The sequence below is a fragment of the Rhodopila sp. genome, assembly GCF_965277825.1.
Lineage (GTDB): Bacteria > Pseudomonadota > Alphaproteobacteria > Acetobacterales > Acetobacteraceae > Rhodopila.
This window is the reverse complement of sequence record NZ_OZ255846.1, coordinates 4,335,062-4,360,254: the sequence shown is the minus strand read 5'-3', so window position 1 is coordinate 4,360,254 and position 25,193 is coordinate 4,335,062. Positions and strand designations below refer to the sequence as shown.

Genomic DNA, 25,193 nt, shown 5'->3' with positions numbered 1-25,193 from the left:
ATTAAACGGCTTGACGAAACGTAAGTGGGCAGTAGCGGATCAGGCCGCCGCTATCAGGTCGGTCTGGGCGAAGTCATCGCCCTTGAACAGCAGCGGCAGGCTATTCCCCTTGGCGACTGCATAGGACGCGCAGTCACCGAGGTTGAGTGCGGCTGCATGGCGACCCTTGCCATAGCGCGGGAAGGCATCTCTTGCCAGCTTCGCCAGACTTGCGTCCTGTGCGACCACCTGAACCGCCGCTCGGGCGATCAGCGCATCAAGATTTGCCCAGGAAGCGGCGTCCCCTGTGCGCTCAGCCAGCACCATGCTGGTCTCGAGCAAGCTGACCGACGACAACAGACAGCCATCGGCCGCGGCGATAAATCCGAAGGAAATCGTCCACCTCCGGTTCGCGACGCAGGACGGCGACCAATGCCGAACTGTCGACAATCCCTCGGGCAATCCGCTCTCGTCATATAGATCGGCGTCCGTCAGTTACTCTTGCTTCCGCAGGCGCGCGCCGCTGCGCAGACTGATGGCGCGGAGATCCTGATAGAGGGTGTGCGTATCGGGCGGGGCGACGCGACGTCGGCGAACTCCGTCGGAAATGAATTCCGCTCCGGCATTTTCCAGCACCTGTCGCACAGCCTCGAGGTTAGCCGGTGTGATGCGCGAAGCTCCGAGTGCTGCCTCGAGGCGGCGGATGGTGATGACAGAGACCTCCGCTCGTTGAGCCAGATCGTTCTGCTCGAGAAGGAGAAGAGCACGGGCAGCACGGATTTGCTCGGGCGAGATTGGCATGAACAAAAAATATTAGGGCAGAGCCTTTCCGATCAAGGACGGTGGTTTTAAGGCTATGCTGCCTCCGCGAGCACCAATCGCCGGCGCGGCACCGCTTGCAGGGGCATCGCCGCGTAGACGTCCTTGACCGCCTCGGTCAGGGTGACGCCAGCAAAGCCAGGCACCATTTTCCGCCCGGCGCGCTCGAACAGCGGGCTGCTCCGGAGGACCACACGCAATCGTGATGGCGGCATCCACAACGCTGCGTCACGCCGTTCGACCCGGAACAGGCCGCCGGCCAGCAGGCGGCCGAGTTGGCCGGTGGAATATGGCAGGCCGTGGCCGAACGGCGTGCTTTCCCTGTAGGCCCACATGCCGCTGCGATTCGGCACCACGATCAACAGCCGTCCGTCGTCTTTCAGCACCCGCCAGGCTTCGCGAAGCAGTCGGCGGGCATTCTCGGCCATTTCCAACCCATGAACGAGCAAGATCCGGTCGAATGTCAGGTCACCGAACGGCAGACAGTCTTCCTCGGCCGCGCAGGACAGGTTGGGCATGCCCGGCGGCCATCGGGCGGCGCCCATTTGCGCCGGCGTCAGCGCGACGCAACGGGCCGCCTGGTCGCGCCACAGCCGCAGGTAAGGCATGGCGTATCCGATACCTAGCACAGCATCGTGCGGAGCGGCCGGCCACATCGCCAGCAGCCGCTCGCGCAATACCCGCGCGGTGACCGCGCCACGGGCTGAGCCGTAGAACTCCGCGGCAAGATGTGCATCCGCTGTCATCTCCGGACTATAACACGTCCAGCGGTTTTCGATCGAATGAACGAGTGCTAGGGTTTCAGCATGACAATCACAGCATCCCCGGTCCCCATCCTGAAAGACAACTATGCCTGGCTGCTGCGCGACAGCGGCACGGGCGCCACTGCGATCGTCGATCCGGCTGACGCCCGGCCGATCATGGAGGCGCTGGAAAAAGCCGGCGGGCGGTTGGACATGATCCTGTTGACGCACCATCACGACGACCACATCGCCGGCGTCGATGTGGTCCGCGCCAAATTCAACTGCCCGGTTGTCGGCGCCGCGGCGGACCAGCACAGGTTGCCGAAACTGGATGAGGCGCTGCGCGAGGGCGACACTGTCCGGCTGGGCGATGCCACCGCGCAAGTGATCGATACACCGGGCCACACGCGTGGCCAGATCAATTACTTTTTCCCGGACGGCGATATCCTGTTGTCGGGCGATACGTTGTTCAGCCTGGGTTGCGGACGCCTGATCGAGGGCACGCCGCAGGAGATGTATGCCAGTCTGCGCAAGCTGGCCGCGTTGCCGCCCGACACCAAGGTCTGCTGCGGTCACGAGTACACCGAAAGCAATGCTCGGTTTGCCCTGGCGGTCGATCCGAACAACGCCTCGCTGCACGATTTCGTCGCCAAGGTGGAGCAGTTGCGCGCCGCCGGCCAGCCCAGCGTGCCGTCGATGCTTGGCGATGAAATGAAGGCAAATCCTTTTCTTCTGGCACCCGATGCTGCAAGTTTCGCGGCCTTACGAGCGAAGAAGGATAGTTTTTAATGGGCCAGGTCTGACGTTCGTCGGGGCGGGCGCGGCGCCACCGGCTCGATGGTTGCTGTGGGTTTTGCCTGGGTCCGCCGCATGGTGCGGCGAATTGTGTGGGCAGGACGTCTAGGGAGTCGATCGGCTGTGAAGCTTTACTACTCACCGACCAGTCCATATGTCAGGAAAGTCGTCGCGTGTGCCATATTCCGTGGCTTGGATGGCCGGATCGATAAGCACACCAGTAATCCGCATGCGTCGCCGGCCGACCTGGTCGCGGACAATCCGTTGTCGAAGGTGCCCTGCCTGATCACCGATGACGGATTGTCGCTGTTTGGCAGTCAGGTGATCTGCGAATATCTGGACAGCCTGGGTGAGGAACTGCCGCTGTTTCCCGCTCATGGTGCTCCGCGCTGGCGAGCCTTGATGTTCCAGTCGCTGGGCGACGGCATCCTGGATGCCGCGGTGCCGTGCCGGGGTGAGCAGGGCAGGCCGCGGGAGGCGGCTCGTGATGCCCAGATTGCCCGCTACAAGCAGGCGATCAGCCGAACGGTCGATACGCTGGAGGCGGATCCGCCGCACAAACACATCGATATCGGATCGATTACGGTCGCCTGCGCGCTTGGGTATCTGGACTTTCGTTTTGCTTCCGACGAATGGCGCAATGGGCATGCGAAGTTGTCCGCCTGGCATGAGGCGTTCGCCCAGAACCACGGCATGGCGCAGACCGCGCCGGCGTGATTGGCTTACGGCAAGGACTGGTCCGCGGAGTTTCGGATCATCTGATCGGTTCGGCCGCCCGCTTCGGCGATCAATTGCGTGATGAGCGAAGCCTCGGGAAGGTCGCGCCAGAACTGCTTGGGCATGTGCCTTTGCAACAGCCGAGCGTTCGACCGCGCCGGGTTGAAGATGGCGGCGTAATAGCGTCGCCACCAGTCCTCCACCGCGTCTTTCGACGATGCGTCCTCGCGTCGCAATCCGGGTGCGAAGCGCTCGGAGTGGCGGTCCCAGTGCAGCGTCAGATCCGGCGTCAGAATGGAAAACCGCATGTTGGTGAAGCGGTCGATGAAGAAGGCCGAGGTGCGGCGCAGGATACGGTGCCGCGGCTGATACCACGCGATATACAATTCGTCGTCGCTTTCCCGCACCATGCGAAACCGGAGGAACGCCGTCATCCGGTGCTGATCGTGCTTGACCGCGTCCGCCATCCGCGCAAGCCGATGCATCAGCGGATCGGCAACCTGGTGCATCAGCGCCGATTCGCCGCGATCCAGACGCCACAACGCCTGATACAGCAGGGACCAGCGCTGGTCGTCGCGATGGCAGATGACGGCCGACGCAAGCGTAATAAAGGAGCGCGGGACGGCGGCGACCCGTTCGCCCTGGGGCAGTGCCTGCTGAAACAACGATTGCGTCGGCCCGTTGCTCCATGCGACGTCGGCGGGTGCGGCTCCGGCGGCCAGAAGCTGCCGCGCGATGGTGCGGAATTCGTCCAGATCGTCGGGGCGCTGAATGATCGCGGGGTAGATCATCCGAACAGCGAAAGCTGTGCCGGCCGTGCCGCCATGATCGCGGGCAGCCCGGCCCGGTCGAGCAGCCGTAGCGGTCGGTGGTCGGCGGTCACGACGAAGGGGAGCAGGCGCTGGACCGAGCCGGCAAGTCGCTTCAGGTCGGCCAAGCGCAATCGACAGTGGGCTCTAGCGCTGATCAGTCGTCCGACTGAGCGGACACCCAGCCCTGGGATCCGCAGCAGCATCTCCCGATCCGCGGTGTTGACGTCAATCGGGAAACGGTCGCGGTTGCGCAACGCCCATGCGAGTTTCGGGTCGATGTCCTGGTCCAGCATGTTGTCACTGGTTCCGGCCAGTATTTCGGCTGCGGAATATCCGTAGAACCGCATGAGCCAATCGGCCTGGTACAGCCGATGTTCGCGTTCCAGCGGTGCCGCGCGGGCAGGCAGCGCCTGGCTGGCATCGGGAATCGGGGAGAATGCGGAATAGTAGATACGTTTCAAACGATACTTGACGTACAGGCTGTTGGCCGCGGTCAGGACAACGGCGTCGCTGCTGTTGTCGGCGCCGACGATGATCTGGGTGGTTTGGCCCGCCGGCGAAAATCGCGGGGCCCTTGGCTCCATCTTGGCATCGGCGATTTGGTGGCTGAGATCGTTCATCGTGCGGTGGATCGACGGCGCCTGCTTTTCCGGTGCGAAGCGCCGCAGAGCGTCGGTGGTCGGCATCTCGAGATTGATCGACAGCCGATCCGCATAAAGCCCGGCCTGTCGGATCAGGTCGGCGCTGGCGTCCGGGATGGTCTTGAGGTGAATGTAGCCCCGGAACGAATGTGTCTCGCGCAGGGTTCGAGCGACACGGACCAGACTTTCCATGGTATAATCCGAGGAACGAATTATCCCGGACGAGAGAAACAGGCCTTCGATGTAATTACGCTGATAGAACGCAAGCGTCAGGTTGACGACCTCGCCTACGGTGAAGCGGGTCCGCCGCACGTTCGAGGATCGTCGGTTGATGCAATACGCGCAGTCATACACACAGGCGTTGGTCAGCAAAATCTTGAGCAACGAAACACACCGCCCATCAGGCGTATAGGAATGGCAGATACCGTTTCCAGTGCTCGATCCCATACCCGCGCCGTCGCGAGAGTTTCGCTTCGGCGCGGCCGACGACGCGCAAGAGGCGTCGTATTTCGCCGCGTCGGCCAGGATGGCTAGCTTGTCCATGACTGGAAGCGCCGAAGCCAGAGAATGGGAGGTCGTCATGTTCTTGTTATGTTCGAAATTGGCGGGATCGTCAAGCGGCGTTCTTAAGGCAAATGGATTCCTTTTCAGGTGACGCGTCGAAATTTGCCGCTCGTATGCGTGCGGAAATAGGACTGGGGCCTGTCCTCGAGGTTAATGGCAATTCCGTAGCGTAAGTAGGTCGCCTAATTTTCTGGCGGCGCAAATGTTCTGGCGGCAAAGAGTGAACCGGGCCGGGCTCGGGGGAGGACCCAGGTGCCGGAGAGGACACCGGTTTAAACGCACAATCTATGGATCAGGCCCAGGCACTATCGACCAGCCGGCCTTCTCGACCAGCCGGCCTTCTCGAGGGGAATGTAGGACAGCGCGCCACATGGCATCCTCACCACCCACCGTTGCAGATGTCAGGATCGCGTCGTCATCGTCTTGGTGAATTTTGAGAGAGCGGTCAGCGTAATCGCGTATTCGTTGGAGGACGCGCTGCTTCATCCTGCTGCGCGGCGAGGATGGCGCTGGTGATTTGCTTTTCGTATCCGACATTGCGCCGCTTCCCGATTACAGGCTGGAACGCCGGCCTGGTATGAACGTTGCAAGGTTTAGCCCGCCCCTCAACCTGCTTGCACGGATGTCGAATGTCGCAAATTTCGGCCGGTTCCTGCGAAGGCTCGACAGCCAATCGCCCGTTGCCGTTGTTGCAAGATCGGAATTTCCTGCTGTTCTTCTCCGCCTTCAGCGTTTCGACGCTGGGAACGGCGACGATCCCGGTCGCCATCACGTTCGCGCTCCTCAGCGCGGGGTACCCAGCTTCCGCCGTGGGACTGGTGATCGGCGCACAGACCGCGCCGATCGTGCTCCTCATGCTGGCTGGTGGAGTTGTCGGGGATCGATGGGCGCGGCGGCACCTGATGATTGCTGCTGATCTTCTCCGGTGCTGCACACAATCCACGCTCGCTGCGTTACTGTCCGTCGGGCATCCAAGCCTTCCTGTTCTTCTCAGTCTTGCGGCCTGTGGCGGGGTCGGGACAGCCTTCTACGGACCGGCGGAGAGCGGCGTTCTTCCGCAACTCGCGGGTATGGATCGGCTGAAACGTGCGAACAGCGTTCTGAGCCTTTCAGCCTCGCTGATGGCGATCATCGGCCCTGCGCTCGGTGGCGTCCTGGTTGGCTTTGGCGGAGCCTCAGTTGCAATCGGGCTAGACGCCGCATCTTACGCGGTTAGTGCGACTTGTATTTCACTGGTCCGCATCGCGCATCAAAGCGAAGCGCGCCGATCGTCATTGCTGGACGACCTCAAGTTCGGCTGGAGCGAGTTCAACCGCCATCGCTGGCTGCAACTCGTCACCATTCAGCAGGGCGTGCTCAATTTGCTCGCGTTCGCGCCGTTTTTTGTCCTGGGACCGTTGCTATTTGCTTCCGTCCATAATGGAGCCCGGACGTGGGGATTTATTGCATCGGCGACCGGAGTGGGCGGCATTGTGGGTGGCCTGCTGGTCTTACGCGTTCATGCTCCAAGGCCGATCCTGGTTGTCCAGCTTGCGATCGCGTTGCTGGCTACGCCGCTCATACTTCTGGCGCTTCACGCGTCAGTGATGCTGCTTATTTTCGGAAGCGGCGTGTTCGGCGTCGCCCTGGCGGTCGTCAACATCCTCGTCCAGACGTCTTTACAGGAGAGCATACCCAACGCCGTGTTGTCCCGTGTCACTTCAATTTATAGTCTTGCTGCCATGGGCCTTGGCCCGATCGGCTTTGCGATGTCAGGCTATGCTGCACAGTTCTTCGGAGCGGAAAAAGTACTCTGCGTCGGGGCCGGGACACTCCTGGTTAGTGTTGCTCTGGTTCTCCCATCATCCAGCGTCCGGCGCTTTGGACGTTACCCATCGAGGATGGACGAATAGCGCCAGTTGGCCGAGTTGACGGTTACTGGGGCGCAGGTTTCGGCGGTTGGCGATGCCGGGACGGCAACCGCGCCGAGTCAGCAACCGCGCCGCGTCAGCAACCGCGCTGGCTCAGCGAGTGCGGCCCCGACCCGTCTTGGCCTGAAGCGCATCGATCATCTTGGACGCCTCGGCCTTGTTCAGGGCGGGGTCGAACGATGCGCCAGCCTCCTCGCACAGGGTCTTCAAGTAAGAGGCCTGCGCGCCGGTCATGGTCTCCGACCCCGTGGTCCAGTCATCGGGGTCTTTCTCCGTGTTGGACGGGGTCGCGGGATCGGTGGTGGGTTTTGGGTTTTCGCTCATGACGGCTCAACGCAGCCGATCTCTCTTTGTTCCCGGGTTTTGTTTGTCGCCGCGGATTTAATATTCGAACTGGTAGGTCAGCCCGACGCTGGCGGCATCGGCGCTGCTGGTCGCGCCGGTCGCCGAAGCCGAACCGGAACCCGCCGTTGTCTCCAGCTTCAGGCCCTTGGTGATATCGACCTGCACGGTCGCCTGCGTGCCACTTCCCGACGCACTCTGCTTGGCGCCCAGATAGACGCCACGGGTGAGATAACGTCCCGCCTCCAGCGTCGGGCTTCCGGTGCTGCTGCTGCCGACCGACAGCCGATCGAGGCCGAAGGTGGTGCGCAAGCTTTCCAGCGGATCGAACCCCGAGCCTGCCCCCGACAGCGAGGCCAAGGCGGCGGCAATCTGGGCAAGCTGCAGCGGGCTTAGTTTCGAGGTGCTGGTACCGAACAGAAGCTGCGACAGGATCTCGTCCTGCGGCATGTCGGGCACGCTCGACAAGGTGATTTTCGGATCCTTGGCGGTGCCGCTGACCGTGAGGGTGGCGACGATCGTCGCGGTGGTCGAATTCGCCACGAAATGGACCGATGGATCGGCGAGGCCGTCGCCGCTGAAGTCGATGGTGCCCTCGGTGAAGGTCAACGTGGTGCCGATCACGCTCAGCGTGCCTCGCCGCAGGTGCAGCCCGCCATCAGGAACCGGTTTCGCCGCAGTGCCGCGGATGTGGATGACCCCGCCAAGCTCGGCATCCAGGCCGCGGCCACGGATGAACACCTGCTCCGGCGCATCCAAGGTCAGGTTGAGCGCGATCCTGGACTGCGATTCGGCTTCCGACTGTGGCGGCGGTGGCGTATTGGCGTCTCGCACCGGCAGAACCGCGACGCTGGGTGGCAGCTTGTCGGGAACGCGGATATCGGCGCGCCGGACATGCACCGTGCCGCCAGCTTGCAGATCGCCTTTGACCTCGCCCTGCACTGTCAGATTGGCATCGATCAGCGCGGTAATCAGATCGCTGGACAGCGGGCGTGCATTATCGGCGGTGAAATGCAGATCGACCGGCATGGCTCCCGCCAGGCTGATCGAGCCGTTGCCGCCCAGCGTGCCGGGGCCGGCCTTGCCGCTGAACCGGCTCAGCCGGATGGTGTCTCCAGTCGCCTGAACCAGCGCCACCAGGTTGGTGACATGGGCGCCCAACGCATAGTCCGTTACGTCGCCGTTGCTGAGTTGGGCGGTTCCGTTGACCCGTGGCGCGGCCGGGGTTCCGCTCACCGTGGCATTCAGATTGATCTCGCCGCGGGCTCGCCGCCCTTGCGCGGTCAGCAGCGGATTGAGCATTGCCAGATCGACATGGCCGTCGGTCTTCAGATCGAGCGCGCCACCCTGTGCCCCACCTTGGGCCCCGCTTTGGGCCAACGGCGCCGACCCGGTGAGCGAGAAGTGCGATGGCCCCGCCGTCAGTTTCGTGTCGAGCAAAGCCGAAGTGCCGCGAAGGTCGGCCTTTGCCAACAGGTTAGCGGCCGGCAACGCCTGCCCGGGCCCCTGGCGCTGCCGCACGCCGGTCGCGGTGAGCTTGATGCTGCCTTCCGGGCGTGCGCTGGTGCCGGTCACTCTGGCATCAGCTGCGATCACGCCATCGGCGGCATAGGCTGGATCGATGATGGTGCCGATATCGGCCGGCAAATTGCGCAGCGAGGCGGTCAGGTCGAGCTTGGACCCGGCGCTACCCGCCACCGTCAACACCGCCTGGCGAAAGCCGAGGCGCAGGCGATCGATCGCAACACCGTCGGCAAAGGCGAATTTCGCCGGAGCGAGCAGCCGCAGTGCCTGCTGCTTCCAGCTTGCCTCCATCCGCGCCAGGGCCAGGGTCTTGCCGGTGGCATCGAGGGTGCCGGCGGTGGTCAGTTTCGCCGGACCGCCAGCCAGGTCCGGCGCATCGGCGGCGAGGGTGAGGCCGACCCCGTCGATCGGGCCTTTGGCGGTGGCTTTCGCCGACATCGACCGGGCGGCTCCGGCGGACACGCCGTCGGCGGTGAACGTTCCGTCGATGGCCGGATGTCCGTTCGGATCGATCACCGTGGCGTTCAGCATCGCTCGGCTGATCGCCGCCGTTCCCGGCAGCGCCGCGTCGCGCACCGTCAGCAGCAGTTTCGCCCGGTTGTCGTCGGAATCGAGCGTCGCGTTGGCCTGCCCGGTCAGCTTCCGGCCCAGCAGCGGCTGCAGGTCTGCCAGCCGGCCGAGCTCCAGCTTGAGGTTTCCGGTGGGCACCACCGCCGGAGGGGTCAGGCTGGCGGTCCCGGAAGCCTGCAGCGATTTCCAGGACGCCTTGGCGATGTCCACCTTGGCCGCCCCGTTGGCCTCGTCGGCGGTCAGAGCCAGGGTCAACGGCGCATCCAGCAGCGTGCCGTCGGCATCCACCTTGGCATGCGGCCGACTGGGCAGTCCGGTCGCATCGACCTTGGCGCTGATATGCCCCGGCGGGTAGCCCTTCGCCGCCAGATCGGCGGCGATATCGGCTTGCACCGCCAGATCGTTGAGCTTTCCGCCGGCATGCCCCTTGGCGTCGACCCGGCCCGCCAGACTGGGCGTGACACCACTGGGCGTGGCACCACTGGGCGTGGCACCACTGGGCATGACAGCATCAAGGTCGGCCAGCGCCACCGTCCAGTCGGCGTTTAGCGTCTGATCGGACAATCCGCCTTGGGCGGTCACCGCCAGCGCCTTGCCGTTCACCGCCAGCCGGGACAGCGTGATGTCCTGCCCATGCATCGATGCCGCCAGATCGATGCTGGCGTTGTCACCGACCAGCGCCGGTATGGGAGCCTGGCCGCCGGTGATTGCGACCAGTCCCTTCACCGCCGCCGTGGTGGTGCCCCCCTGCATCGCTGCCTGGATATCGAGGTCGGTGTGTCCGGCGATAGCGGTGCCCGCGGCTGCCGCGAGGGGCGCCAGATCGGGCAGCACCAGATGCGCCTGAACCTGTTGCGCGCCCGCGGTCTTCGCGGTTCCGTCCAGCGCGACCAAGGCGTGGCGCATTTTGAACGTCACCGGTCGATCCGCCTCATCCAGCCGGGCCGACGCGTCCAGGACCACCGGGTCCGCCGCGAACAGGTCCGGCTTCGGCCCCGGCACATGCAAGTCCCGCACCGTTGCGTGCAGCCCGACCGCGCCTGCATTGCCGGCGACATCGGCCGCCAGCGAACCAATGCGCGCGCCGCCGGCCTCGAGCGCATCGATTTTGACCGTGCCGTTCGCGTCCGGCTTGGCGAACGGTCCATGCACCTTCGCGTCCAACAGAACCGATTGCCATGAAATCCCGGGTGCCGGCGCCATCGCTGGAGCCTGCGCCTTGACCGCCAGATCCGCCGCCTGGTGGTTCAGATCGACCGTACCCGAGGCCGATGCGGCAAGCTGCCCGGCGGTGATCCCCACCTGCGTGCCCAAGGCATCGCGCGGGCCGTTGACCGAGGCCTCGATCTTGATCGCACCGAGGTCGGGCAGATGCGCGGCGCTGGAAATCAGCCCCTTGGCGGGTTCATTGGCTTTGACCGTGGCACGAATGTTGTCCGGGGTCACCGATGCGTTGACCGCATACTGGCCCGGACTGTCCAGCCGCCGGACATCGAGTTGCACCGTGCCCTGCGTCAAGGTCGGCAGGTCGGCCGCCCCGTCCACTGCCAGCGTGGCGGCCACGCCGGCGACCGGGGCACCGATCTCCGCTTGATCGACGTGCAAGTGGCGCACATCGACCCGTATCGGCAAACTGAACGAGCCACCGCTGCTGGAGGTCTTGCTTTCAGACTGCGGCAGTCGGGTGAAGTCCACCCGGTCGGCCCGCAGCCGATCGACCTGAGCGGTCCGCTGCAGCAGCTTCAGCGGCGACCAGTCGAGCACAACGTTCGAAACCGTGACATAGGGGCCTTTGGCATCCGACACCTGGATCTGGCCGACGCGCAGCGCATCCGGAAAACGCCCGGCCAGACCCTGCAGCCGCACCATGCCGCCGGTCAGGCTGGCCGCCTGGTTCTCGATCAGCCGACGTCCGGGATCGATGTTGGCGATCAGCAGGACAAGGGCGACGAGGACAACCGGCAGCGCCAGCAGAACCAGGACGATTCCGAACAGCCATTTCAATATGCGGCGGGTCAAAACGCCTGTCCGATGCCGATATAGACCTCGAAGGAGTCACCGCCCGGCAGCTTGTTCAGCGGAACCGCGAAATCCAGCCGGATCGGCCCGATCGGCGTGTAGTAGCGGGCTCCGACGCCAGCCCCGGCGTGCCAGTTGCCGGCGAACGGCGCGCCGTTGGCGCTGACCTGACCCACGTCCATGAACCCCACGACACCATAGCTGCTGAGAATACGCTGCCGCAGCTCTACGGTTCCGGTCGAGATGGCGTTGCCCCCGCTTGGGATCCGGTCGGGAAATTGCGGCCCCAGCGTCTGATAGCGGTAGCCGCGTACCGTTGCGCTACCGCCGGCGTAGAAGCGCTGGTCCGCCGGCACGGCGAAGATGCCGGCGCCGGCTACCTGGCCAACCAGGCCGCGCAGGGCCAGAATGCTGCGTCCGTCGTTGAACACGTCGAGATAGGTCGAGCCAGCCAATTGGCCGATCAGGAACGCCGCGCTCGGCGTCCCGATCGAGTAGGTCGGGGTGATCGACAGCAGGGCGCGGATACCCTGGGTGGGGTCCAGCAGGTTATTCGTGCTGTCGTATTTCAGGCTGGCCGGGATGCCGACCAGATTATAGTGCTGCGTCACACCCTCTTGCAGGATCGACTCCTGTTCTCCGGACAAGCCCAGACTGGCGGTCCAATACTGCGAGAGTTTGCGGTTGATGGCGATCTTCTCCAGCAGCGCGGTCTGGTCGTAGGCCTGCAGGCTTTGCTTGATGGCGTTCAGGTCAATCTCCAGCGTCTGGTCACGACGCAGGAAGTCGGGCTTGAGGAACTGCGCCCCGGCGGCGTAGCCCGGCCGTTTGATCGCGTCGCCGCCCGCCTGGTAGGAGGCGGTCAGGTTGAGTTGCTCCGCGTTGCCGAACAGGTTGCGGTCGTGCCAGCCGGCTGAAAAGTTGATACCCAGATCGGTCGAGTAGGCGACCCCCGCATCCACCGCGTGCAACGGCCGCTCGGTCAGGTCGAACTTGATCGGCAGTTGTCCGTCGGCATCCAGCGCTGATGCAGGTACGGCCCGCACCACCGAGAATACCCCGATCGAGGAAAGGTCGGTGCGTGCCCGCTCGATCGCCTGCGGGCTGAACTCATCGCCTTGGTGCAGCAACAGACGCTTGCGCACAAAAGACTCGTTCATATGCTTCAGGCCGCTGAAGTCGATCGGGCCGATATCGGCTTTGGGACCGGCGTCGGGCCGGAAATCCACATCCAGCAGATTCTGATCGGGATGCAGGGTGGCGATCGGCACCGGAACCTTGGCCAGCGGGTAACCGTCGGACCGCAGCGCATCCAGCAGCCGGCCCTGGCCAGCAAGGATCTGCGCCGCCATCGCCGGCTGGCCGGGTATGAGATCGAGTTGTGGCGGAATATCGGGCGGCACCTTGGTGGAAACCGTCACCGATCCCAGCTTGAAGCGCGGGCCGAGGTCGAAGGACACCGCTACCTGTAGAGGCGGCTTCGCTGGAGCGCTATCGATCACTGCGGCGAGCCCTGGATCATCCAACCGGTGCTCCGCGATCGTGGTGCTGACCTTGGCCTTGTAGTAGCCGAAGCTGTTCAGTGCGGTCTCGAACCGAGCGGCGTCCTGACGGGCCCGTTCGGTTAGCGCGAAGCCTGCGACCGGCGCGGATTTCTGCAATGAGATCAGGGTCGAACTGCCCTGCAGCGCGGCGTCGAGGGCGCTGTCGCCGGTCGGCTTCAGCGTCACTGTGTAAGGTTGTGGATCGGCGCCTTCAGAGCGTCTGGTTGCCGCGATCGCGGTCGAGATGACGACAAACAGGGCAAGCCACCGCACGGCAGCGGGCATCTGTATCCGAAGGCGGTGCATGAACCCAGCTCTACCCCATAAACCTTCGCGCCGGGTTTCGTTCGTCGGTCACGCCTGCGCCATTGTTCCGGCGCCCCCGCGAGGCTATGCCAATCGACATGGTCAACCAGTCGGAGCTTGATCGAAGCGAACGGCCAAGCCGCCTGGACCGGCGATCGAGCCTGCTACCCGATCCAGATCGCATACCGGGTTATCTGCTGCAACTGCCAAACGGTCGCGAGGGATGGCTGCTTGCCCGTCGAGTGCGCTGCGTTCGACGCAGCCTGGCGGTCTTGGTCTGGACGCTTCCCGCGATGTTGATCCAAGCCGTGTGTCTGGTGTTGCCAGGCCACGCGAAAGTGGCCTTCGCCCGTTTCTTTTGGGCGATTCTGGCCCGCCTGATCGGGATCAAGGTCCGCGTTATCGGCACCGCCGCTAACCGGGCCGACGGCCGCGCCGTGATGTATGTTTCATGCCACTCGTCATGGATCGACATCCCAGTGCTCGGTGGCACGCTGAAGGCGCGCTTTGTCGCCAAGGGTGACGTCGCGGGCTGGCCGGTCATCGGCACCATCGCGCGGCTTGGGCGGACCGTGTTCGTTTCGAGATCGCGTGCATCCACCATCAAGGAACTCGATGCGATGCGGCTGGCGCTGACGGCAGGCGACAACCTGATCCTGTTCCCCGAGGGAACCAGTTCGGACGGGTCACGGGTGCTGCCGTTCCGCACCGCGTTCTTTGCCGTTGCCGCGGCTTCGGCGGGCGAAGATCCTGGCAGCGTGCCGATGATCCAGCCGGTGTCGGTGGTGTATGACCGGCTGGGCGGATTGCCGGCCGGGCGAGCCTGTCGTCCGGTGTTCGCGTGGTATGGCGACATGGACATCGCCTCGCATTTCTGGCGCCTGGCGCAGTACACCGGGCTACGCGCGACGGTATTGCTGCACGCGCCGCTGGACCCGGCCAGCTTCGGCGATCGCAAGGCGGTGGCTCAGGCGGTGTGGCAAATCGTCGCGGACGGGGCGTCCACGCTGCGCCAGAACCGCCCGGCGCATCCGTTGCACGCGCCGGAGCAGCCCGCGTCCGGGATGGCCGACGCCGAGCCGGCGTACGCCTGAACGGTTGGGCCTGGTCTCGGGCTGGCGCGGCAGGACAAGGGTTAGCTCTCGGGGATATCGAACAACGGCGTGGCCGAGCGCGGTGGCTTCAAGTCGAGGTGCTTCCAGCCGGGTTCCCCCAACATTCGGCCTCGGCTGGTGCGGAGTATCAGACCCTCCTGGATAAGATAGGGTTCGACCACGTCCTCCAGCGTATCGCGGGCCTCGGCCAGGGCGGCGGCCAGGGTTTCGACCCCGACCGGGCCGCCGCTGTGATGTTCGGCGATCCGGCGCAGATACCGCCGGTCCATCGCATCCAGGCCCAGCCGATCGACCTCCAGCCGGTTCAGCGCGGCATCGGCGACGGCACGATCGACCGGGGTATCACCCTGCACCACGGCGAAATCGCGCACTCGGCGCAGCAACCGCCCGGCGATGCGCGGCGTGCCCCGCGAGCGGCCGGCGATCTCGGCCGCACCCGCATCCGTCAGGTGCAGGCCGAGCAGGCGGGCGCCGCGGACGATGATCTGGCGCAGTTCTTCCGGCGTGTAGAACACCAGTCGAAGCGGAATGCCGAAGCGGTCGCGCAACGGCGTGGCCAGCAGCCCGGAGCGTGTCGTCGCGCCGACCAGGGTGAACGGCGGCAGATCGATGCGCACGCTGCGCGCGGCCGGCCCTTCGCCGATGATCAGGTCGAGCTGGAAATCCTCCATCGCCGGGTAGAGCACTTCCTCGATCGCCGGCTGCAACCGGTGGATCTCGTCGATGAACAGCACGTCCCTGGGCTGCAGGTTGGTCAGGATTGCCGCCAGGTCGCCGGCCTTGGCGATCACCGGACCCGAGGTCGCGCGAAAACCGACACCGAGTTCGCGCGCCACGATCTGTGCCAAGGTGGTCTTGCCCAGTCCAGGCGGCCCATGCAGCAGCACGTGATCCAGCGACTCGCCGCGCGCCTTGGCGGCCTGGATGAACACCGCCAGGTTTTCACGCGACGCCTGTTGGCCGGTGAAATCGGCCAAGGTCTGCGGCCGCAGCGACGCCTCGGGCGCATCGTCCGGCTGGCGGGCGGCGGAAACCTCTCGGTCGTCGGTGTCACTCATCCGGCGGATCTCTGCGCCAGTTCCTTCAGGCTGTCACGGATCAGAGCGTCCAGTGTCGCGGTTTCGCCCAGCTTTTCTAGCACGCGGGCAACGGTCTGTTGCGCTTCCGCGCGCCGATATCCCAGGTTGAGCAATGCCGACAGCGCGTCGTCGGCCGGAGTCGCAGCGGTGACCGGGGCGTAGACGACACCGGTCGGTGCCGGCATGGTGCCGGTCTTGTCCTTCAATTCTGTCAGCAGCCGAACCGCCAGCCGCGGCCCAACGCCCTGCGCTCGGGTCAGGCTGGCCTTGTCGCCGGCGGCGATCGCGGCGATCAGGTCACGCGGCGACAGCGACGACAGGATGGCCAGTGCCACCCGGCCGCCGACCCCCTGAACCGTGGTCAGCAGGCGGAACCAATCGCGTTCGGCCGCATCGGCGAAACCGTACAGCACGATGGCGTCCTCGCGCACATGCGTTTCGACCAGCAGCTTGGCGGCGGCCGGAGGTTGCGGCAGGGCCGACAGCGTGCGCGAGGATGCCTGCACAAGATAGCCGACGCCACCCACATCGATGACGCAGGTGCCATCGGATAGCGCGTCCACCCGTCCGGTCAGTTGGGCGATCATTCTGCTTCCGGTCCTGCCCCGAGGAAACTTGGCGATGGGAACTTTTGCGATGGCCGCGAATCGGGCGTCGGCGCATCATACGGTATCGCCGGGATTGTCGGGCTACGTTGCCCTGCTGCCGGCACCCCAGTTCTGCTCGAGGTTTCGTATCAATGCCGGACTGAAATGGCACGCGGCCTGTTCGCGCGCGTAGACGGCGCAGTAGCGGCGGAAAAGGTCCAATGGTTCGGCGGCGACCCGGAACGCGCGCCGGTTGCCGATCGCGCCGACCGAACCGGCACTGGTCAGCATGGCGACGGCCCGCTCGATCGCTGTGTCCATGTCGGCCGGCGGTACGATTTCGTCGCAAATCAAACGACCCTCCGGGCTGTCGCACAGCAGCCGGCGTTCCGCGTGGATCAGTTGCCTTGCCAACCGTTCGCCGGTGAAGCGCGGCAGCCGGAGGTTGGCGGCGCCCGGGATGATGCCCTCCTTGCGCGCGGGCAACGTCATGAACGCGTCCTCGGCCGCCAGAACGTAGTCCATGGTCAGCAGGATCTGGCAATGGCCGCCGATCGCGAAACCCTCGAGGGCTGCGATCCACGGTTTCTCGGTGCCGGCGCCGTTCACGTCGTCGGGCAGCACACCGGGGGTGGCGATGCCGCGCAGGAATTTGTGTACGAAGCCGAGGTCGCGCTGCAGGTACCACAAATAGGGAATGGTGCCGTGATACAGGTGCGTCAGGTTGATCCCAGCGCCGAAGATGCGGCGGCCGGCGTATTTGGCGTTTCCAACCGGCTGGCCGCGCAGCACCGCGATATCGGTGCCGGGGTCCAGCGTCGCGACGTCCACCGCGATTTCCATTGCATCGATGGTGCCCTGGTCCTCGGCGTTCAGATAGCGCGGGTTGCTGCTGAGCAGATGCGCCGCCCGTCCGTGGCGTTCGACCCGGGCCGGTCCGAGATCGACGAAACCCTGCGCATCGAGTGTCGCCAGCGCCGCCGCTGTTTCCGGCCGCGCCAGCAGCATGGCGTGACAGAGGTTCGTGCCGCAGCGTGGATGCGCCAGGACATGTGCCAACAGCAGACTTTGGTCGATCTCCTGGCCCTGCTTGTCGTTCAGCTTCAGGGCGTGTTCGTCGGCAAGCTGATCCTCGTTCGGCACCAGCCCGGGATATTCCTCGGCGGCGCGTCGAACCAGGTCCTCGATGCGCACCCATCGGCTGAAACCGTCAGTCAGATTGTCATACACCGCCTCGATATTTTCCTGCAGGAACCGCTCACGCTCGGAACGATCGGTAAACATCGATTTCAATCCTTCGGCCGCAGATCGAGCACCCGCTTGGCCTTTCCCTGGGAACGTTCCAGCGTCCCCGGTTCGACCACGCGCACCTTTGTCGTTACGCCTACGAACACCTTGATCGAATGTTCCGCTTGGCGTTCCAATGTCGCCAGTTCGGCAGCGCCGAGTTTGCCGGCCAGGGAGGCGCGCGTTTCCACAATCACGTCGAGTTCGTCCAGGCTGCCGGGGCGGCGTAGTTCCAGCAGGTAGTGCGATGCGAGACTTTCTTCCTTGGCCAGGACCGCCTCGATGTTCGAGGGGAACACGTTGACACCGCGGATGATCAGCATGTCGTCGCTGCGGCCGCTGATCCGATCGATGCGCCGCATCGGCCGCGTGGTCGAAGGCAGCAGCCGCGTCAGATCGCGCGTGCGGTAGCGGATCACCGGCATGCCTTGCTTGGTCAGGGTGGTGATGACTAGTTCACCGATTTCGCCCTCGGCCACCGGTGCGCCGGACGTCGGGTCTATGATCTCGGGGTAGAAATGGTCCTCCCAGATTGTCAGCGCATTCTTCGAATCCGCGCATTCCTGCGCCACCCCCGGTCCCATGACCTCGGACAATCCGTAGATGTCGAGCGCCTGCAGACCCAGCCGCCGTTCGAGTTCGCCGCGCATGCCCGCGCCCCACGGTTCGGCGCCGAAAATTCCCAGACGCAAGCTGCATTTACTGGCATCCAGACCCTGCCGGTCGAACTCGTCGGCGATGGCGAGCATGTAGGATGGCGTGACCATGATGATGTCGGGCGTGAAGTCGTTTATGATCTGCACCTGCCGTTCGGTTAATCCGCCGCTTACCGGAATGACCGCGGCGCCCAGGAATTCGCCGCCGTAGTGCGCACCGAGACCGCCGGTGAACAGGCCATAACCATAGGCCACATGGATCTTGTCCGAAGCTCGGCCGCCAGCGGCTCGGATGGATCGAGCCATCAGCCGGGACCAGGTTTCGATGTCCTGCCTGGTGTAGCCGACCACGGTCGGCTTTCCGGTGGTGCCGCTGGAGGCGTGGATGCGCACGATCCGATCCATCGGTTCGGCAAACATGCCGAACGGATAGTTTTGCCGCAGATCGTCCTTGCCGGTCAGCGGGAAGTTGCCGATGTCCTCCAGACCGCGAAGATCGTCGGGATGCACGCCGGCGGCCTGGAACTGCTTCTTGATATGCGGGACGTGTTCGTAGGCGTGGTGCAGCACATTCCGCATTCGGGCAAGCTGTAGCGAGCGCAATTCGTCGATACTGGCGGTCTCGATCGGTTCGGCGCCGATGAGGCCGGTGACGGACATCTCAGATCACCCCAGCGGACCGTAGACGCTGAAGCTCGTCGTCCGACAGGCCAAGCCGCCCCTGGTAGATCTCGGTATTGTGGGCACCGAGTTCCATACCGAGCCACTGCACTTTGCCCGGTGTTTCGGTCAGGCGGGGAACGACGTTTGGGACGGCAAGTTCACCCACCCGCGGATCTTGCATGCGCAGGATGTTGCCGCGCGCCTGGTAATGCGGGTCCTCGAAGATCTCGTCGATCGAGTAGACCGGTCCGCACGGGACCTGGCTGGTTTCGCAGCGGTGCATCAGGTCGGCACGGTCCATCGTCGCCGTCCACGCGCCAACGGTCTCGTCCACCTGAGCCCTATCGCGCTCGCGCGCCGCCAATTTCCCCCAACTATCGTCGCCTGCCAGTTCGGGACGGCCCATGGCTTCGGCGAGGCGAGCGAAAATCTTGTCATTGGTGCAAGCGATCGCGATCCAGCGCCCATCCTTGGTCGGATAGTGGCTGTGCGGCACGACATTGACGGTGCCGGGCCCCATGCGCTGACGGACATAGCCGCTATGGAAGAACGCCGGCGCAAGCTCGTCCAGGATGCGGAAGATCGGCTCATACAGGCCGATATCGACGACCTGACCGCGCCCGGTCTTTTCCCTTGCCTGCAGCGCCAGCAGCGTACCCAGCGCCCCGTAGAGTCCGGCCATGTAATCCGGAATCGTTGCCGAACCGGGCGTAACCGGCGCGCGATCGGGATACCCGGCGAGGAATGACAGGCCGCCGAACGCGTTGCCGATGCGGCCGAAACCCGGCCGGTCCTTGTACGGACCGGTCTGCCCGTAGCCGGAAATCCGCACCATGATCAGCCGGGGATTGACCGCGCTCAGCACGTCATAACCCAACCCCCATTTCTCCAGTGTGCCGGGCTGGAAGTTTTCCACGATCACGTCTGCATCGGCGACCAGGCGCTTCAGCAACGCGGCGCCATCCGTCTTACGCAGATCCAGCGTGATGCAGCGCTTGTTCCGCGATTCCGACAGCCACGGCAGCGAGTCCCCGCATTCGGTAACGGTCCCAAAACGGCGAGTGGCGTCGCCAACGCCCGGAAGTTCGATCTTGACGACATCGGCGCCGAACTCGCCCAGTTGCGTCGCGCAGAACGGGCCGGCCAGGAAGGTGGAGATATCGAGGACCTTGCAGCCCTGCAGTGCCTGCACGTCGATCATCGCGCTGCCTCCAATACCCGACGCGCGCGTTGCACGATCGGATAGTCGATGAACTGACCGTCGAGCTGGATCGAGGCCAGGCCCTGGGCTTCGGCTGTCTCGAACGCCGACAGGATGCGCCTTGCCCGTTCCACGGCGGCCGCATCGGGCGTGAACGCGGCATTGGCCGGTTCGACCTGGTCGGGATGGATGCACATCTTGCCCTGGAAGCCCAGCGCGGCGGCGTGCCGGGCGGACGCGATGAAGCCGTCCAAATCGCGCAGGTCGGCCCAGACGGTGTCCATCGGCGACTCCATGCCGGCTGCACGTGATTGCAACACACAGGCGGCGCGGTGTGGCAGCAGCTCGGCTTCGGAACGGCTCCACTGCATGGCCATGTCCAGGGTAAAGTCGCCGGCACCGAACGCCAGGCGCTTCGTGCGGGTGCCGGACCGGCAGATCTCGGCAAGGTTGCCGATGCCAAGCGCGGTTTCGACGATCGGGATCAGATCGACCTGTCCCGGTGCAAGCCCACGCTCGCGTTCCAGGTTGCCGATCAGCCAGTCGGCCGCGCGCAGTTCGTGCGCATGCTCGACCTTGGGCAGAACGATCCCGTCCAGCCCGCGCTGCACGACGGCAACAATGTCGCTGTAACACCACTCGGTCGTCAGCGCGTTGACCCGGACGTAGAGCTTGCCCGCGCGGGGCTTGCCGAAGGCCTCGGTCACCGCCGGCCGCGCCGCGGTTTTCTCGGTGATCGCCACCGCGTCTTCCAGGTCGAGGATGACCCCGTCGGCGGCCAGCGTCAGCGCCTTTTCGACGCGCCTCGGGTGGTTTCCCGGCGCAAACAGCAGGGTTCTCATTGCGCTGCCCTCCGCGCCGCGTGCCAGTCGCCGGCGCGAGGAATCGGCAGGCCGAGATTTTCGCGCAGCGTGGCGCCGCGATAGTCTTTCTGGAATAGCCCGCGCCGCTGCAATTCGGGAACCAGCAGGCGAACAACGTCCTCATACGATCCCGGCATATGCGTCGCGGCCAGAACGAATCCGTCGCAGGCGGGTGCGGTGAACCATTCCTCCATCTGATCGGCCACCGATTTCGGCGTGCCGCAGAACACCTTGTGTTCGGCGATGGTGCCGCGTCCGGAAACCTCGACAAAGTCCCGCACAGTCGGGTTCTTCTTGCCGGAGAACTTCACCACCCGTTCGCGGAAGCCGTGCCAGGAGAACGCCGCGAGTTCGTCATCGCTGAACGGTTCATCGTAACCCTTGGCGCCGAAATCGTAGTTCAGTACTTCGGAAATCAGCACCAGTGCGTCCACCGGCCTGGCCGATGCCTCGATCATCGCGCGTTTGGCCTGGGCGGCGTCTTCGGATTCCGCGACGATCACGTAGCAGGCTGGCGCGACATGGACCTGCGCCGGGTCGCGACCGGCCGCGGCGACCGCCTGCTTGAACGTGGCGTATTGCTGCTTACCGGCTTCCAGGTTGTGGAAAATCATGAACACCAGTTCCGCCCATTGCGCGGCAAACGCCTGACCGCGGCCGGATTGGCCGGCCTGGATCAGCACCGGGTGGCCTTGGGGCGAACGCGGCACGCTGAATGGTCCGCGGGATTTGAAGTATTTGCCGGTGTGATCCAGCCGGTGCACTTTGTCCGGGTCGGCGAACCGGCCGGCCTTGTCGAGGACCAGTGCATCATCCTCCCAGGTCTGCCAATGTCCCATGACGACGTCCATGAACTCATCCGCTCGGTCGTAGCGTGCGTCATGCTCCATGTGTTCGGCGTGGCCGAAATTCAGCGCCTCGGCGCTGTTCAATGAAGTAACGATATTCCACGCGACGCGGCCCTTGAGCATCAGATCCATGGTGGCGAACACTCGAGCCACGTGGTAGGGTTCGTAGTATGTGGTCGAATATGTGGTGCCGAGGCCCAGCTTCGACGTCGACATCCCCATCGCCATCAGGATGGTAGACGGGTCCATCTTTACCGCGCGGACGCCGGCGGCCACCGCCTCGGCGTGATGACCGGTGTATAGATCGGGCAACGCCAGGCGATCATCGAAGAACGCCAACTGGATCTTGCCGTCCTCCAACGTGCGAGCAATTCGCTGATAGTATTCCGGCGTGGTGAAATCCAGCATGGTGGACGGGTGCCGCCACGACCCCGGCAGGTTGGAGCAGTTCTGTGCCTGCAGGAAGGCTACCAGGGTCATCATGCGGTTCATCGGCCAGTCACCTTCACAGTATGGGCTCGCTTTCAGATCGGAAGATCGACGTCCAGCAGAGGGGCGTCCTGCTGGCAGCCATAGACATCGGTGTCGCCGAAATCCCCGGCCGGCACCAGGCGAGGAAACGTCGCCTTGAAGGCGAACGCGGCATCGTAAGGGGTGAACAGCACCTGTGCTTGTGGGACATCATAAAGCCGGGCGATCAGTCTGGCGCAAAGCACGCCCGTTGCCTTCACGCGCTGGAAGGTTTCGCTGTCCTCGAAAACTACATCGACGGTCAGCTCGAACGGACCGGCGTTCTTGCTCTTGCAGACCTTGGCCAGGTTTTTCAGCAATGCCATGTCATAGATTCTCGTAGGTGATGGGGAACGGTTCCGTCGGGTTGTCCAGTTCGGCGACGTGGTAGATGCTGAAGCGATAGACCGGGCCGACCTCGATATCGGACGGCGAAAACGGGAATGCCATGTTGCCCTCGCGGCACAGCCGGCCGGGGAAATCGGTGTGCAGCATATTGGTGCGCGCCATGCCGAGCACCGCGCTGGCCATTTCCTGGCTGTGCTGCGAGACGACTTCGAGGACGAATCCCAGCTCATGCGGAACCGCGCCGCGCAGCGGCTCACGCGCCGCCATCACGCCGTCGCGGCCGTAGATACGGATGCCAAGCTGATAGGATTCGGCCGAGGCGCCGAACGCCGCCGCCTTCATCGCGACCTCGTCGCGAACGCTGGCGATGAAATCGTCGATCCGGCCGATCAGCAGCGGGTCGCGCGTGCCGCAGACGCAAATCGATCGATAGCCCGCCAGTTCGACCCCTTCCAGCTTCACCGTATAACGCTCGGCCGGGTTCCATCGCATGCCGGAGATCCGCACCGCCCGGTCGCTGACGGCATCGAAACGACATTCCGAGGTGTCCAGCATCCCGCCCGGTTCGACGTGATGCACCGGGCTGCTGTTTTCGTGCAACGAGTGATTGGCGATCGACAGCGGCGTGCAGCGCCGCGCCGGGTTGGTCGGCTCGCACTCGACATGGTCTTGCCGCACGGTGACGAACAGGCAGTCATGCCCTTTCGGGATCGACGGCGTGGCGCCACATTCCAACATCTTGCCGGCGTACCAAGCCGGGGCAGCGGGCAGCCCGGCCCGAACGGCGGCGGCGGCCCAGGATGCCGGGTCGCTCGCCCGCCCGGCCAGCACCACCCCGGCACCGGCATCCAGCGCTCGGGTGAACGGTTCCGGGCCCATCATCGCGACGATCCGGGTGCTTCGCTCGATCGTTTGATCGGTCAGTGCCGGTTGCTGGGCTAGTGGCTTCACCCGGCCCTCAGCGACCCGCCGCTTGACCGAATGCTTGTCCTGTTCGGCCTCGATCAGCGCCAGCTTGAAATGCAGCTCGTCCTGGCGGGCGATATCCCGTGCCATTTCCGCCACCATCGCCAGATGCGGCGCGCCGCCGGAGCCGTCGCAGGTGCCGATCAGCAGCGGGATACCCGCCTCGACCGCGGCGTTCAACATCAGCCGCAGGTCGCGGCGAATGGCGATCGGGGAGCAGAACGGCTTGCCCGCGCCCAGGTAGTGCGGACCCGGATCGACGCTGCCGCCGTCGACCCCGATGACGTGCAGCCGACGTTCCATCCCGGCGCGCAGCGAGGCCTCCGGGAAGCCATAACCAAGGATCGCGCTGGTCGACAGCAGGCGGATTTCCGTGCTCACGCGGGATTCCCGAAATCGAACCTGGCCATTGTCCGTTTCCTCCTGTGCAGGAAATGCACCGATAGAGCCCGATCGGCAAGCCGGACGCCGATGGATCAGCCGCCCAGACGCAGCGCGACGCTGCGGGCATGGGCCTGCAGACCCTCGGCTTCGGCCAGCGCGACGGCAGCGGGCCCAACTTCGTCCAGGGCCGCCCGGGTCGCGGACACGAACGTCGTGCGCTTGAGGAAGTCGAACACCGACAGCCCGGAGGCGAACCGCGCGGTCCGCCCGGTCGGCAGCACATGGTTCGGCCCGGCAACGTAATCGCCGATCGCCTCCGGGCAGAATGGTCCCAGGAATACTGCCCCGGCGTGACGAATCCGAGCGAACACCGCGTCCGGGTGGCGCAGCATCAGTTGCAGGTGTTCGGGCGCCAATCGGTCGACCAGCGCGACCGCCTGGTCCCAGTCCCGCACCACGATGACCGCCCCATTGGCCCGCCAACTGGCCCCGGCGATCGCCGCCCTGGGCAGCGACGGCAGTTCCGCCGCCACCGCCGCCGCGACGGCATCGCCGAACGCCGCGTCGTCGGTGATCAGGATCGACTGGGCGGCCTCGTCATGCTCCGCCTGAGCCAGCAGATCGACCGCGATGTGGCGGGGATCGTTGTCCGCGTCTGCCAGCACAACGACCTCGGACGGTCCGGCGATATTGTCGATCCCGACCCGGCCGAACACCTGGCGCTTGGCCTCGGCGACATAGGCATTGCCCGGCCCGACGATCCGATCGACCGACGGGATGCGCTCAGTGCCCCAGGCCAGGGCGGCAACCGCCTGAGCGCCGCCGATGCGATAGACCTCGGTCACCCCGGCCCGTTTCGCGGCCGCCAGCACCAGCGGGTTCAGCACGCCATCGGGCGTCGGCACGCACATCGCCATGCGTGCAACCCCCGCGGTGCGGGCGGGCAGGGCGTTCATCAGCACCGAGGAAGGGTAGGCCGCCTTGCCGCCCGGCACATACAGCCCGACCGCATCCAGCGGCGTCCATCGCATGCCCATGGTGATCCCGGCCGCGTCGGTCATCCGCAGATCCCCGGGCAGTTGGGCCCGGTGGAACGCCTCGATGCGGGTGGCGGCGAGGTCCAGGGCGGCGGCCAGTTCGGCGGGGACGGAAGCGGCCGCGGCATCGATCTCGGCGCTGGAGATACGCAGTCGGTCCGCGGTCAGGGTCTGTCGGTCGAAGCGCGATGTGTAGTCGATCACCGCGGCATCGCCTTGCGCGCGCACCGCGGCGATGATGTCGGCAACGGTGCGATCCACCGACTCGGTGGTTTGCCGAGCCTGTGACAGCAGAGTGGTGAAAGCGGCTTCGAAGCTGGCGTCGGCGGTGCGGAGGCGGATCATCGCCCCAATTTAGCCTAAG

General features: G+C 64.9%; 22 protein-coding genes. 4 read left to right on the top strand and 18 right to left on the bottom strand.

Annotated elements, in window-relative coordinates:
• Window positions 1-39: 39 nt before the first annotated feature.
• From ACQY4T_RS21120 to ACQY4T_RS21110, 3 genes are all read right to left on the bottom strand, one after another.
• Window positions 40-306: a type II toxin-antitoxin system VapC family toxin gene (locus tag ACQY4T_RS21120; protein ID WP_428534705.1), complete on the bottom strand. Its 267-nt coding sequence runs from the start codon at window positions 304-306 to the stop codon at window positions 40-42.
• 168 nt (window positions 307-474) lie between these two features.
• Window positions 475-780, bottom strand: coding sequence for a helix-turn-helix domain-containing protein (locus ACQY4T_RS21115; protein WP_428534703.1), 306 nt, complete (start codon window positions 778-780; stop codon window positions 475-477).
• Between the two features lie 53 nt (window positions 781-833).
• A complete protein-coding gene (locus tag ACQY4T_RS21110; RefSeq protein WP_428534701.1) occupies window positions 834-1,544 on the bottom strand; it encodes a class I SAM-dependent methyltransferase in 711 nt (236 codons plus the stop codon).
• A 60-nt stretch (window positions 1,545-1,604) separates the two neighbouring features.
• On the opposite strand from ACQY4T_RS21110, the gene gloB reads away from it, so the two are divergent.
• Window positions 1,605-2,330: a hydroxyacylglutathione hydrolase gene (gloB, locus tag ACQY4T_RS21105; RefSeq protein WP_428534699.1), complete on the top strand. Its 726-nt coding sequence runs from the start codon at window positions 1,605-1,607 to the stop codon at window positions 2,328-2,330.
• 129 nt (window positions 2,331-2,459) lie between these two features.
• The gene (locus ACQY4T_RS21100; protein ID WP_428534697.1) at window positions 2,460-3,053 is read left to right on the top strand and encodes a glutathione S-transferase N-terminal domain-containing protein; all 594 of its coding nucleotides are present in this window, start codon (window positions 2,460-2,462) and stop codon (window positions 3,051-3,053) included.
• 5 nt (window positions 3,054-3,058) lie between these two features.
• On the opposite strand, the gene ACQY4T_RS21095 is transcribed toward ACQY4T_RS21100, so the two are convergent.
• Together ACQY4T_RS21095 and ACQY4T_RS21090 are read right to left on the bottom strand one after the other, a co-directional pair.
• Window positions 3,059-3,844, bottom strand: coding sequence for a TIGR03915 family putative DNA repair protein (locus ACQY4T_RS21095; protein ID WP_428534695.1), 786 nt, complete (start codon window positions 3,842-3,844; stop codon window positions 3,059-3,061).
• The gene (locus ACQY4T_RS21090; protein ID WP_428534693.1) at window positions 3,841-5,049 is read right to left on the bottom strand and encodes a putative DNA modification/repair radical SAM protein; all 1,209 of its coding nucleotides are present in this window, start codon (window positions 5,047-5,049) and stop codon (window positions 3,841-3,843) included. Before ACQY4T_RS21090 ends, ACQY4T_RS21095 begins: the two co-directional genes overlap by 4 nt.
• A 650-nt stretch (window positions 5,050-5,699) precedes the next feature.
• On the opposite strand from ACQY4T_RS21090, the gene ACQY4T_RS21085 reads away from it, so the two are divergent.
• Window positions 5,700-6,962: an MFS transporter gene (locus ACQY4T_RS21085; RefSeq protein ID WP_428534691.1), complete on the top strand. Its 1,263-nt coding sequence runs from the start codon at window positions 5,700-5,702 to the stop codon at window positions 6,960-6,962.
• A 111-nt stretch (window positions 6,963-7,073) separates the two neighbouring features.
• Here ACQY4T_RS21085 and ACQY4T_RS21080 read toward each other — a convergent pair whose 3' ends face one another.
• The 3 genes from ACQY4T_RS21080 to ACQY4T_RS21070 are packed head-to-tail and all read right to left on the bottom strand — an operon-like array spanning window position 7,074 to window position 13,264.
• On the bottom strand, window positions 7,074-7,304 hold the full coding sequence (locus ACQY4T_RS21080) for a DUF3072 domain-containing protein (RefSeq protein ID WP_428534689.1): 231 nt from the start codon (window positions 7,302-7,304) through the stop codon (window positions 7,074-7,076).
• Between the two features lie 57 nt (window positions 7,305-7,361).
• A complete protein-coding gene (locus tag ACQY4T_RS21075; protein WP_428534687.1) occupies window positions 7,362-11,435 on the bottom strand; it encodes a translocation/assembly module TamB domain-containing protein in 4,074 nt (1,357 codons plus the stop codon).
• Complete coding sequence (locus tag ACQY4T_RS21070) at window positions 11,432-13,264, bottom strand: autotransporter assembly complex protein TamA (RefSeq protein WP_428534685.1); 1,833 nt, start codon at window positions 13,262-13,264, stop codon at window positions 11,432-11,434. Before ACQY4T_RS21070 ends, ACQY4T_RS21075 begins: the two co-directional genes overlap by 4 nt.
• A 314-nt stretch (window positions 13,265-13,578) precedes the next feature.
• On the opposite strand from ACQY4T_RS21070, the gene ACQY4T_RS21065 reads away from it, so the two are divergent.
• On the top strand, window positions 13,579-14,379 hold the full coding sequence (locus tag ACQY4T_RS21065; RefSeq protein ID WP_428534683.1) for a lysophospholipid acyltransferase family protein: 801 nt from the start codon (window positions 13,579-13,581) through the stop codon (window positions 14,377-14,379).
• A 41-nt stretch (window positions 14,380-14,420) separates the two neighbouring features.
• Here the strand turns inward: ACQY4T_RS21065 and ruvB are convergent, their stop codons facing one another.
• The 10 genes from ruvB to hisD form a co-directional block, all read right to left on the bottom strand.
• Window positions 14,421-15,458, bottom strand: a complete 1,038-nt coding sequence (ruvB, locus tag ACQY4T_RS21060; RefSeq protein ID WP_428534681.1) for a Holliday junction branch migration DNA helicase RuvB — start codon at window positions 15,456-15,458, stop codon at window positions 14,421-14,423.
• On the bottom strand, window positions 15,455-16,066 hold the full coding sequence (gene ruvA, locus ACQY4T_RS21055; RefSeq protein ID WP_428534679.1) for a Holliday junction branch migration protein RuvA: 612 nt from the start codon (window positions 16,064-16,066) through the stop codon (window positions 15,455-15,457). Before ruvA ends, ruvB begins: the two co-directional genes overlap by 4 nt.
• A 102-nt stretch (window positions 16,067-16,168) precedes the next feature.
• The gene (locus ACQY4T_RS21050; RefSeq protein WP_428534676.1) at window positions 16,169-17,350 is read right to left on the bottom strand and encodes an enoyl-CoA hydratase/isomerase family protein; all 1,182 of its coding nucleotides are present in this window, start codon (window positions 17,348-17,350) and stop codon (window positions 16,169-16,171) included.
• Window positions 17,351-17,355: 5 nt separating this feature from the next.
• A complete protein-coding gene (gene paaK / locus ACQY4T_RS21045) occupies window positions 17,356-18,669 on the bottom strand; it encodes a phenylacetate--CoA ligase PaaK (protein WP_428534674.1) in 1,314 nt (437 codons plus the stop codon).
• A gap of 1 nt (window position 18,670) precedes the next feature.
• Window positions 18,671-19,873, bottom strand: coding sequence for a CaiB/BaiF CoA transferase family protein (locus ACQY4T_RS21040; RefSeq protein WP_428534672.1), 1,203 nt, complete (start codon window positions 19,871-19,873; stop codon window positions 18,671-18,673).
• A complete protein-coding gene (locus tag ACQY4T_RS21035) occupies window positions 19,870-20,715 on the bottom strand; it encodes an HpcH/HpaI aldolase/citrate lyase family protein (protein WP_428534670.1) in 846 nt (281 codons plus the stop codon). Before ACQY4T_RS21035 ends, ACQY4T_RS21040 begins: the two co-directional genes overlap by 4 nt.
• Window positions 20,712-22,076, bottom strand: coding sequence for an LLM class flavin-dependent oxidoreductase (locus ACQY4T_RS21030; protein ID WP_428534668.1), 1,365 nt, complete (start codon window positions 22,074-22,076; stop codon window positions 20,712-20,714). The genes ACQY4T_RS21035 and ACQY4T_RS21030 overlap by 4 nt, the downstream gene beginning before the upstream one ends.
• Before the next feature lie 32 nt (window positions 22,077-22,108).
• Window positions 22,109-22,420 carry a DUF4387 domain-containing protein gene (locus ACQY4T_RS21025; RefSeq protein ID WP_428534666.1) on the bottom strand — a complete coding sequence of 104 codons (312 nt, stop codon included), beginning with the start codon at window positions 22,418-22,420 and terminating at the stop codon, window positions 22,109-22,111.
• 1 nt (window position 22,421) lies between these two features.
• Entirely contained in the window at window positions 22,422-23,789 is a 1,368-nt protein-coding gene (locus tag ACQY4T_RS21020) for an acyclic terpene utilization AtuA family protein (protein ID WP_428534664.1), read from the bottom strand.
• Window positions 23,790-23,884: 95 nt separating this feature from the next.
• Window positions 23,885-25,174: a histidinol dehydrogenase gene (hisD, locus tag ACQY4T_RS21015; protein ID WP_428534662.1), complete on the bottom strand. Its 1,290-nt coding sequence runs from the start codon at window positions 25,172-25,174 to the stop codon at window positions 23,885-23,887.
• Window positions 25,175-25,193 lie beyond the last annotated feature (19 nt).

Excerpts from the sequence above, each read along its gene's own strand:
- ACQY4T_RS21120 (WP_428534705.1), bottom strand. The coding sequence starts at position 306 with ATGGTGCTGGCTGAGCGCACAGGGGACGCCGCTTCCTGGGCAAATCTT.
- ACQY4T_RS21050 (WP_428534676.1), bottom strand. The coding sequence starts at position 17,350 with ATGTTTACCGATCGTTCCGAGCGTGAGCGGTTCCTGCAGGAAAATATC.
- ACQY4T_RS21090 (WP_428534693.1), bottom strand. The coding sequence starts at position 5,049 with ATGGACAAGCTAGCCATCCTGGCCGACGCGGCGAAATACGACGCCTCT.
- ACQY4T_RS21095 (WP_428534695.1), bottom strand. The coding sequence starts at position 3,844 with ATGATCTACCCCGCGATCATTCAGCGCCCCGACGATCTGGACGAATTC.
- ACQY4T_RS21035 (WP_428534670.1), bottom strand. The coding sequence starts at position 20,715 with ATGAGAACCCTGCTGTTTGCGCCGGGAAACCACCCGAGGCGCGTCGAA.
- ACQY4T_RS21115 (WP_428534703.1), bottom strand. The coding sequence starts at position 780 with ATGCCAATCTCGCCCGAGCAAATCCGTGCTGCCCGTGCTCTTCTCCTT.
- gloB (WP_428534699.1), top strand. The coding sequence starts at position 1,605 with ATGACAATCACAGCATCCCCGGTCCCCATCCTGAAAGACAACTATGCC.
- ruvA (WP_428534679.1), bottom strand. The coding sequence starts at position 16,066 with ATGATCGCCCAACTGACCGGACGGGTGGACGCGCTATCCGATGGCACC.
- ACQY4T_RS21080 (WP_428534689.1), bottom strand. The coding sequence starts at position 7,304 with ATGAGCGAAAACCCAAAACCCACCACCGATCCCGCGACCCCGTCCAAC.
- ACQY4T_RS21030 (WP_428534668.1), bottom strand. The coding sequence starts at position 22,076 with ATGAACCGCATGATGACCCTGGTAGCCTTCCTGCAGGCACAGAACTGC.
- ACQY4T_RS21025 (WP_428534666.1), bottom strand. The coding sequence starts at position 22,420 with ATGGCATTGCTGAAAAACCTGGCCAAGGTCTGCAAGAGCAAGAACGCC.
- hisD (WP_428534662.1), bottom strand. The coding sequence starts at position 25,174 with ATGATCCGCCTCCGCACCGCCGACGCCAGCTTCGAAGCCGCTTTCACC.
- ACQY4T_RS21040 (WP_428534672.1), bottom strand. The coding sequence starts at position 19,873 with ATGATCGACGTGCAGGCACTGCAGGGCTGCAAGGTCCTCGATATCTCC.
- ruvB (WP_428534681.1), bottom strand. The coding sequence starts at position 15,458 with ATGAGTGACACCGACGACCGAGAGGTTTCCGCCGCCCGCCAGCCGGAC.
- ACQY4T_RS21070 (WP_428534685.1), bottom strand. The coding sequence starts at position 13,264 with ATGCCCGCTGCCGTGCGGTGGCTTGCCCTGTTTGTCGTCATCTCGACC.
- ACQY4T_RS21085 (WP_428534691.1), top strand. The coding sequence starts at position 5,700 with ATGTCGCAAATTTCGGCCGGTTCCTGCGAAGGCTCGACAGCCAATCGC.
- paaK (WP_428534674.1), bottom strand. The coding sequence starts at position 18,669 with ATGTCCGTCACCGGCCTCATCGGCGCCGAACCGATCGAGACCGCCAGT.
- ACQY4T_RS21110 (WP_428534701.1), bottom strand. The coding sequence starts at position 1,544 with ATGACAGCGGATGCACATCTTGCCGCGGAGTTCTACGGCTCAGCCCGT.
- ACQY4T_RS21065 (WP_428534683.1), top strand. The coding sequence starts at position 13,579 with ATGTTGATCCAAGCCGTGTGTCTGGTGTTGCCAGGCCACGCGAAAGTG.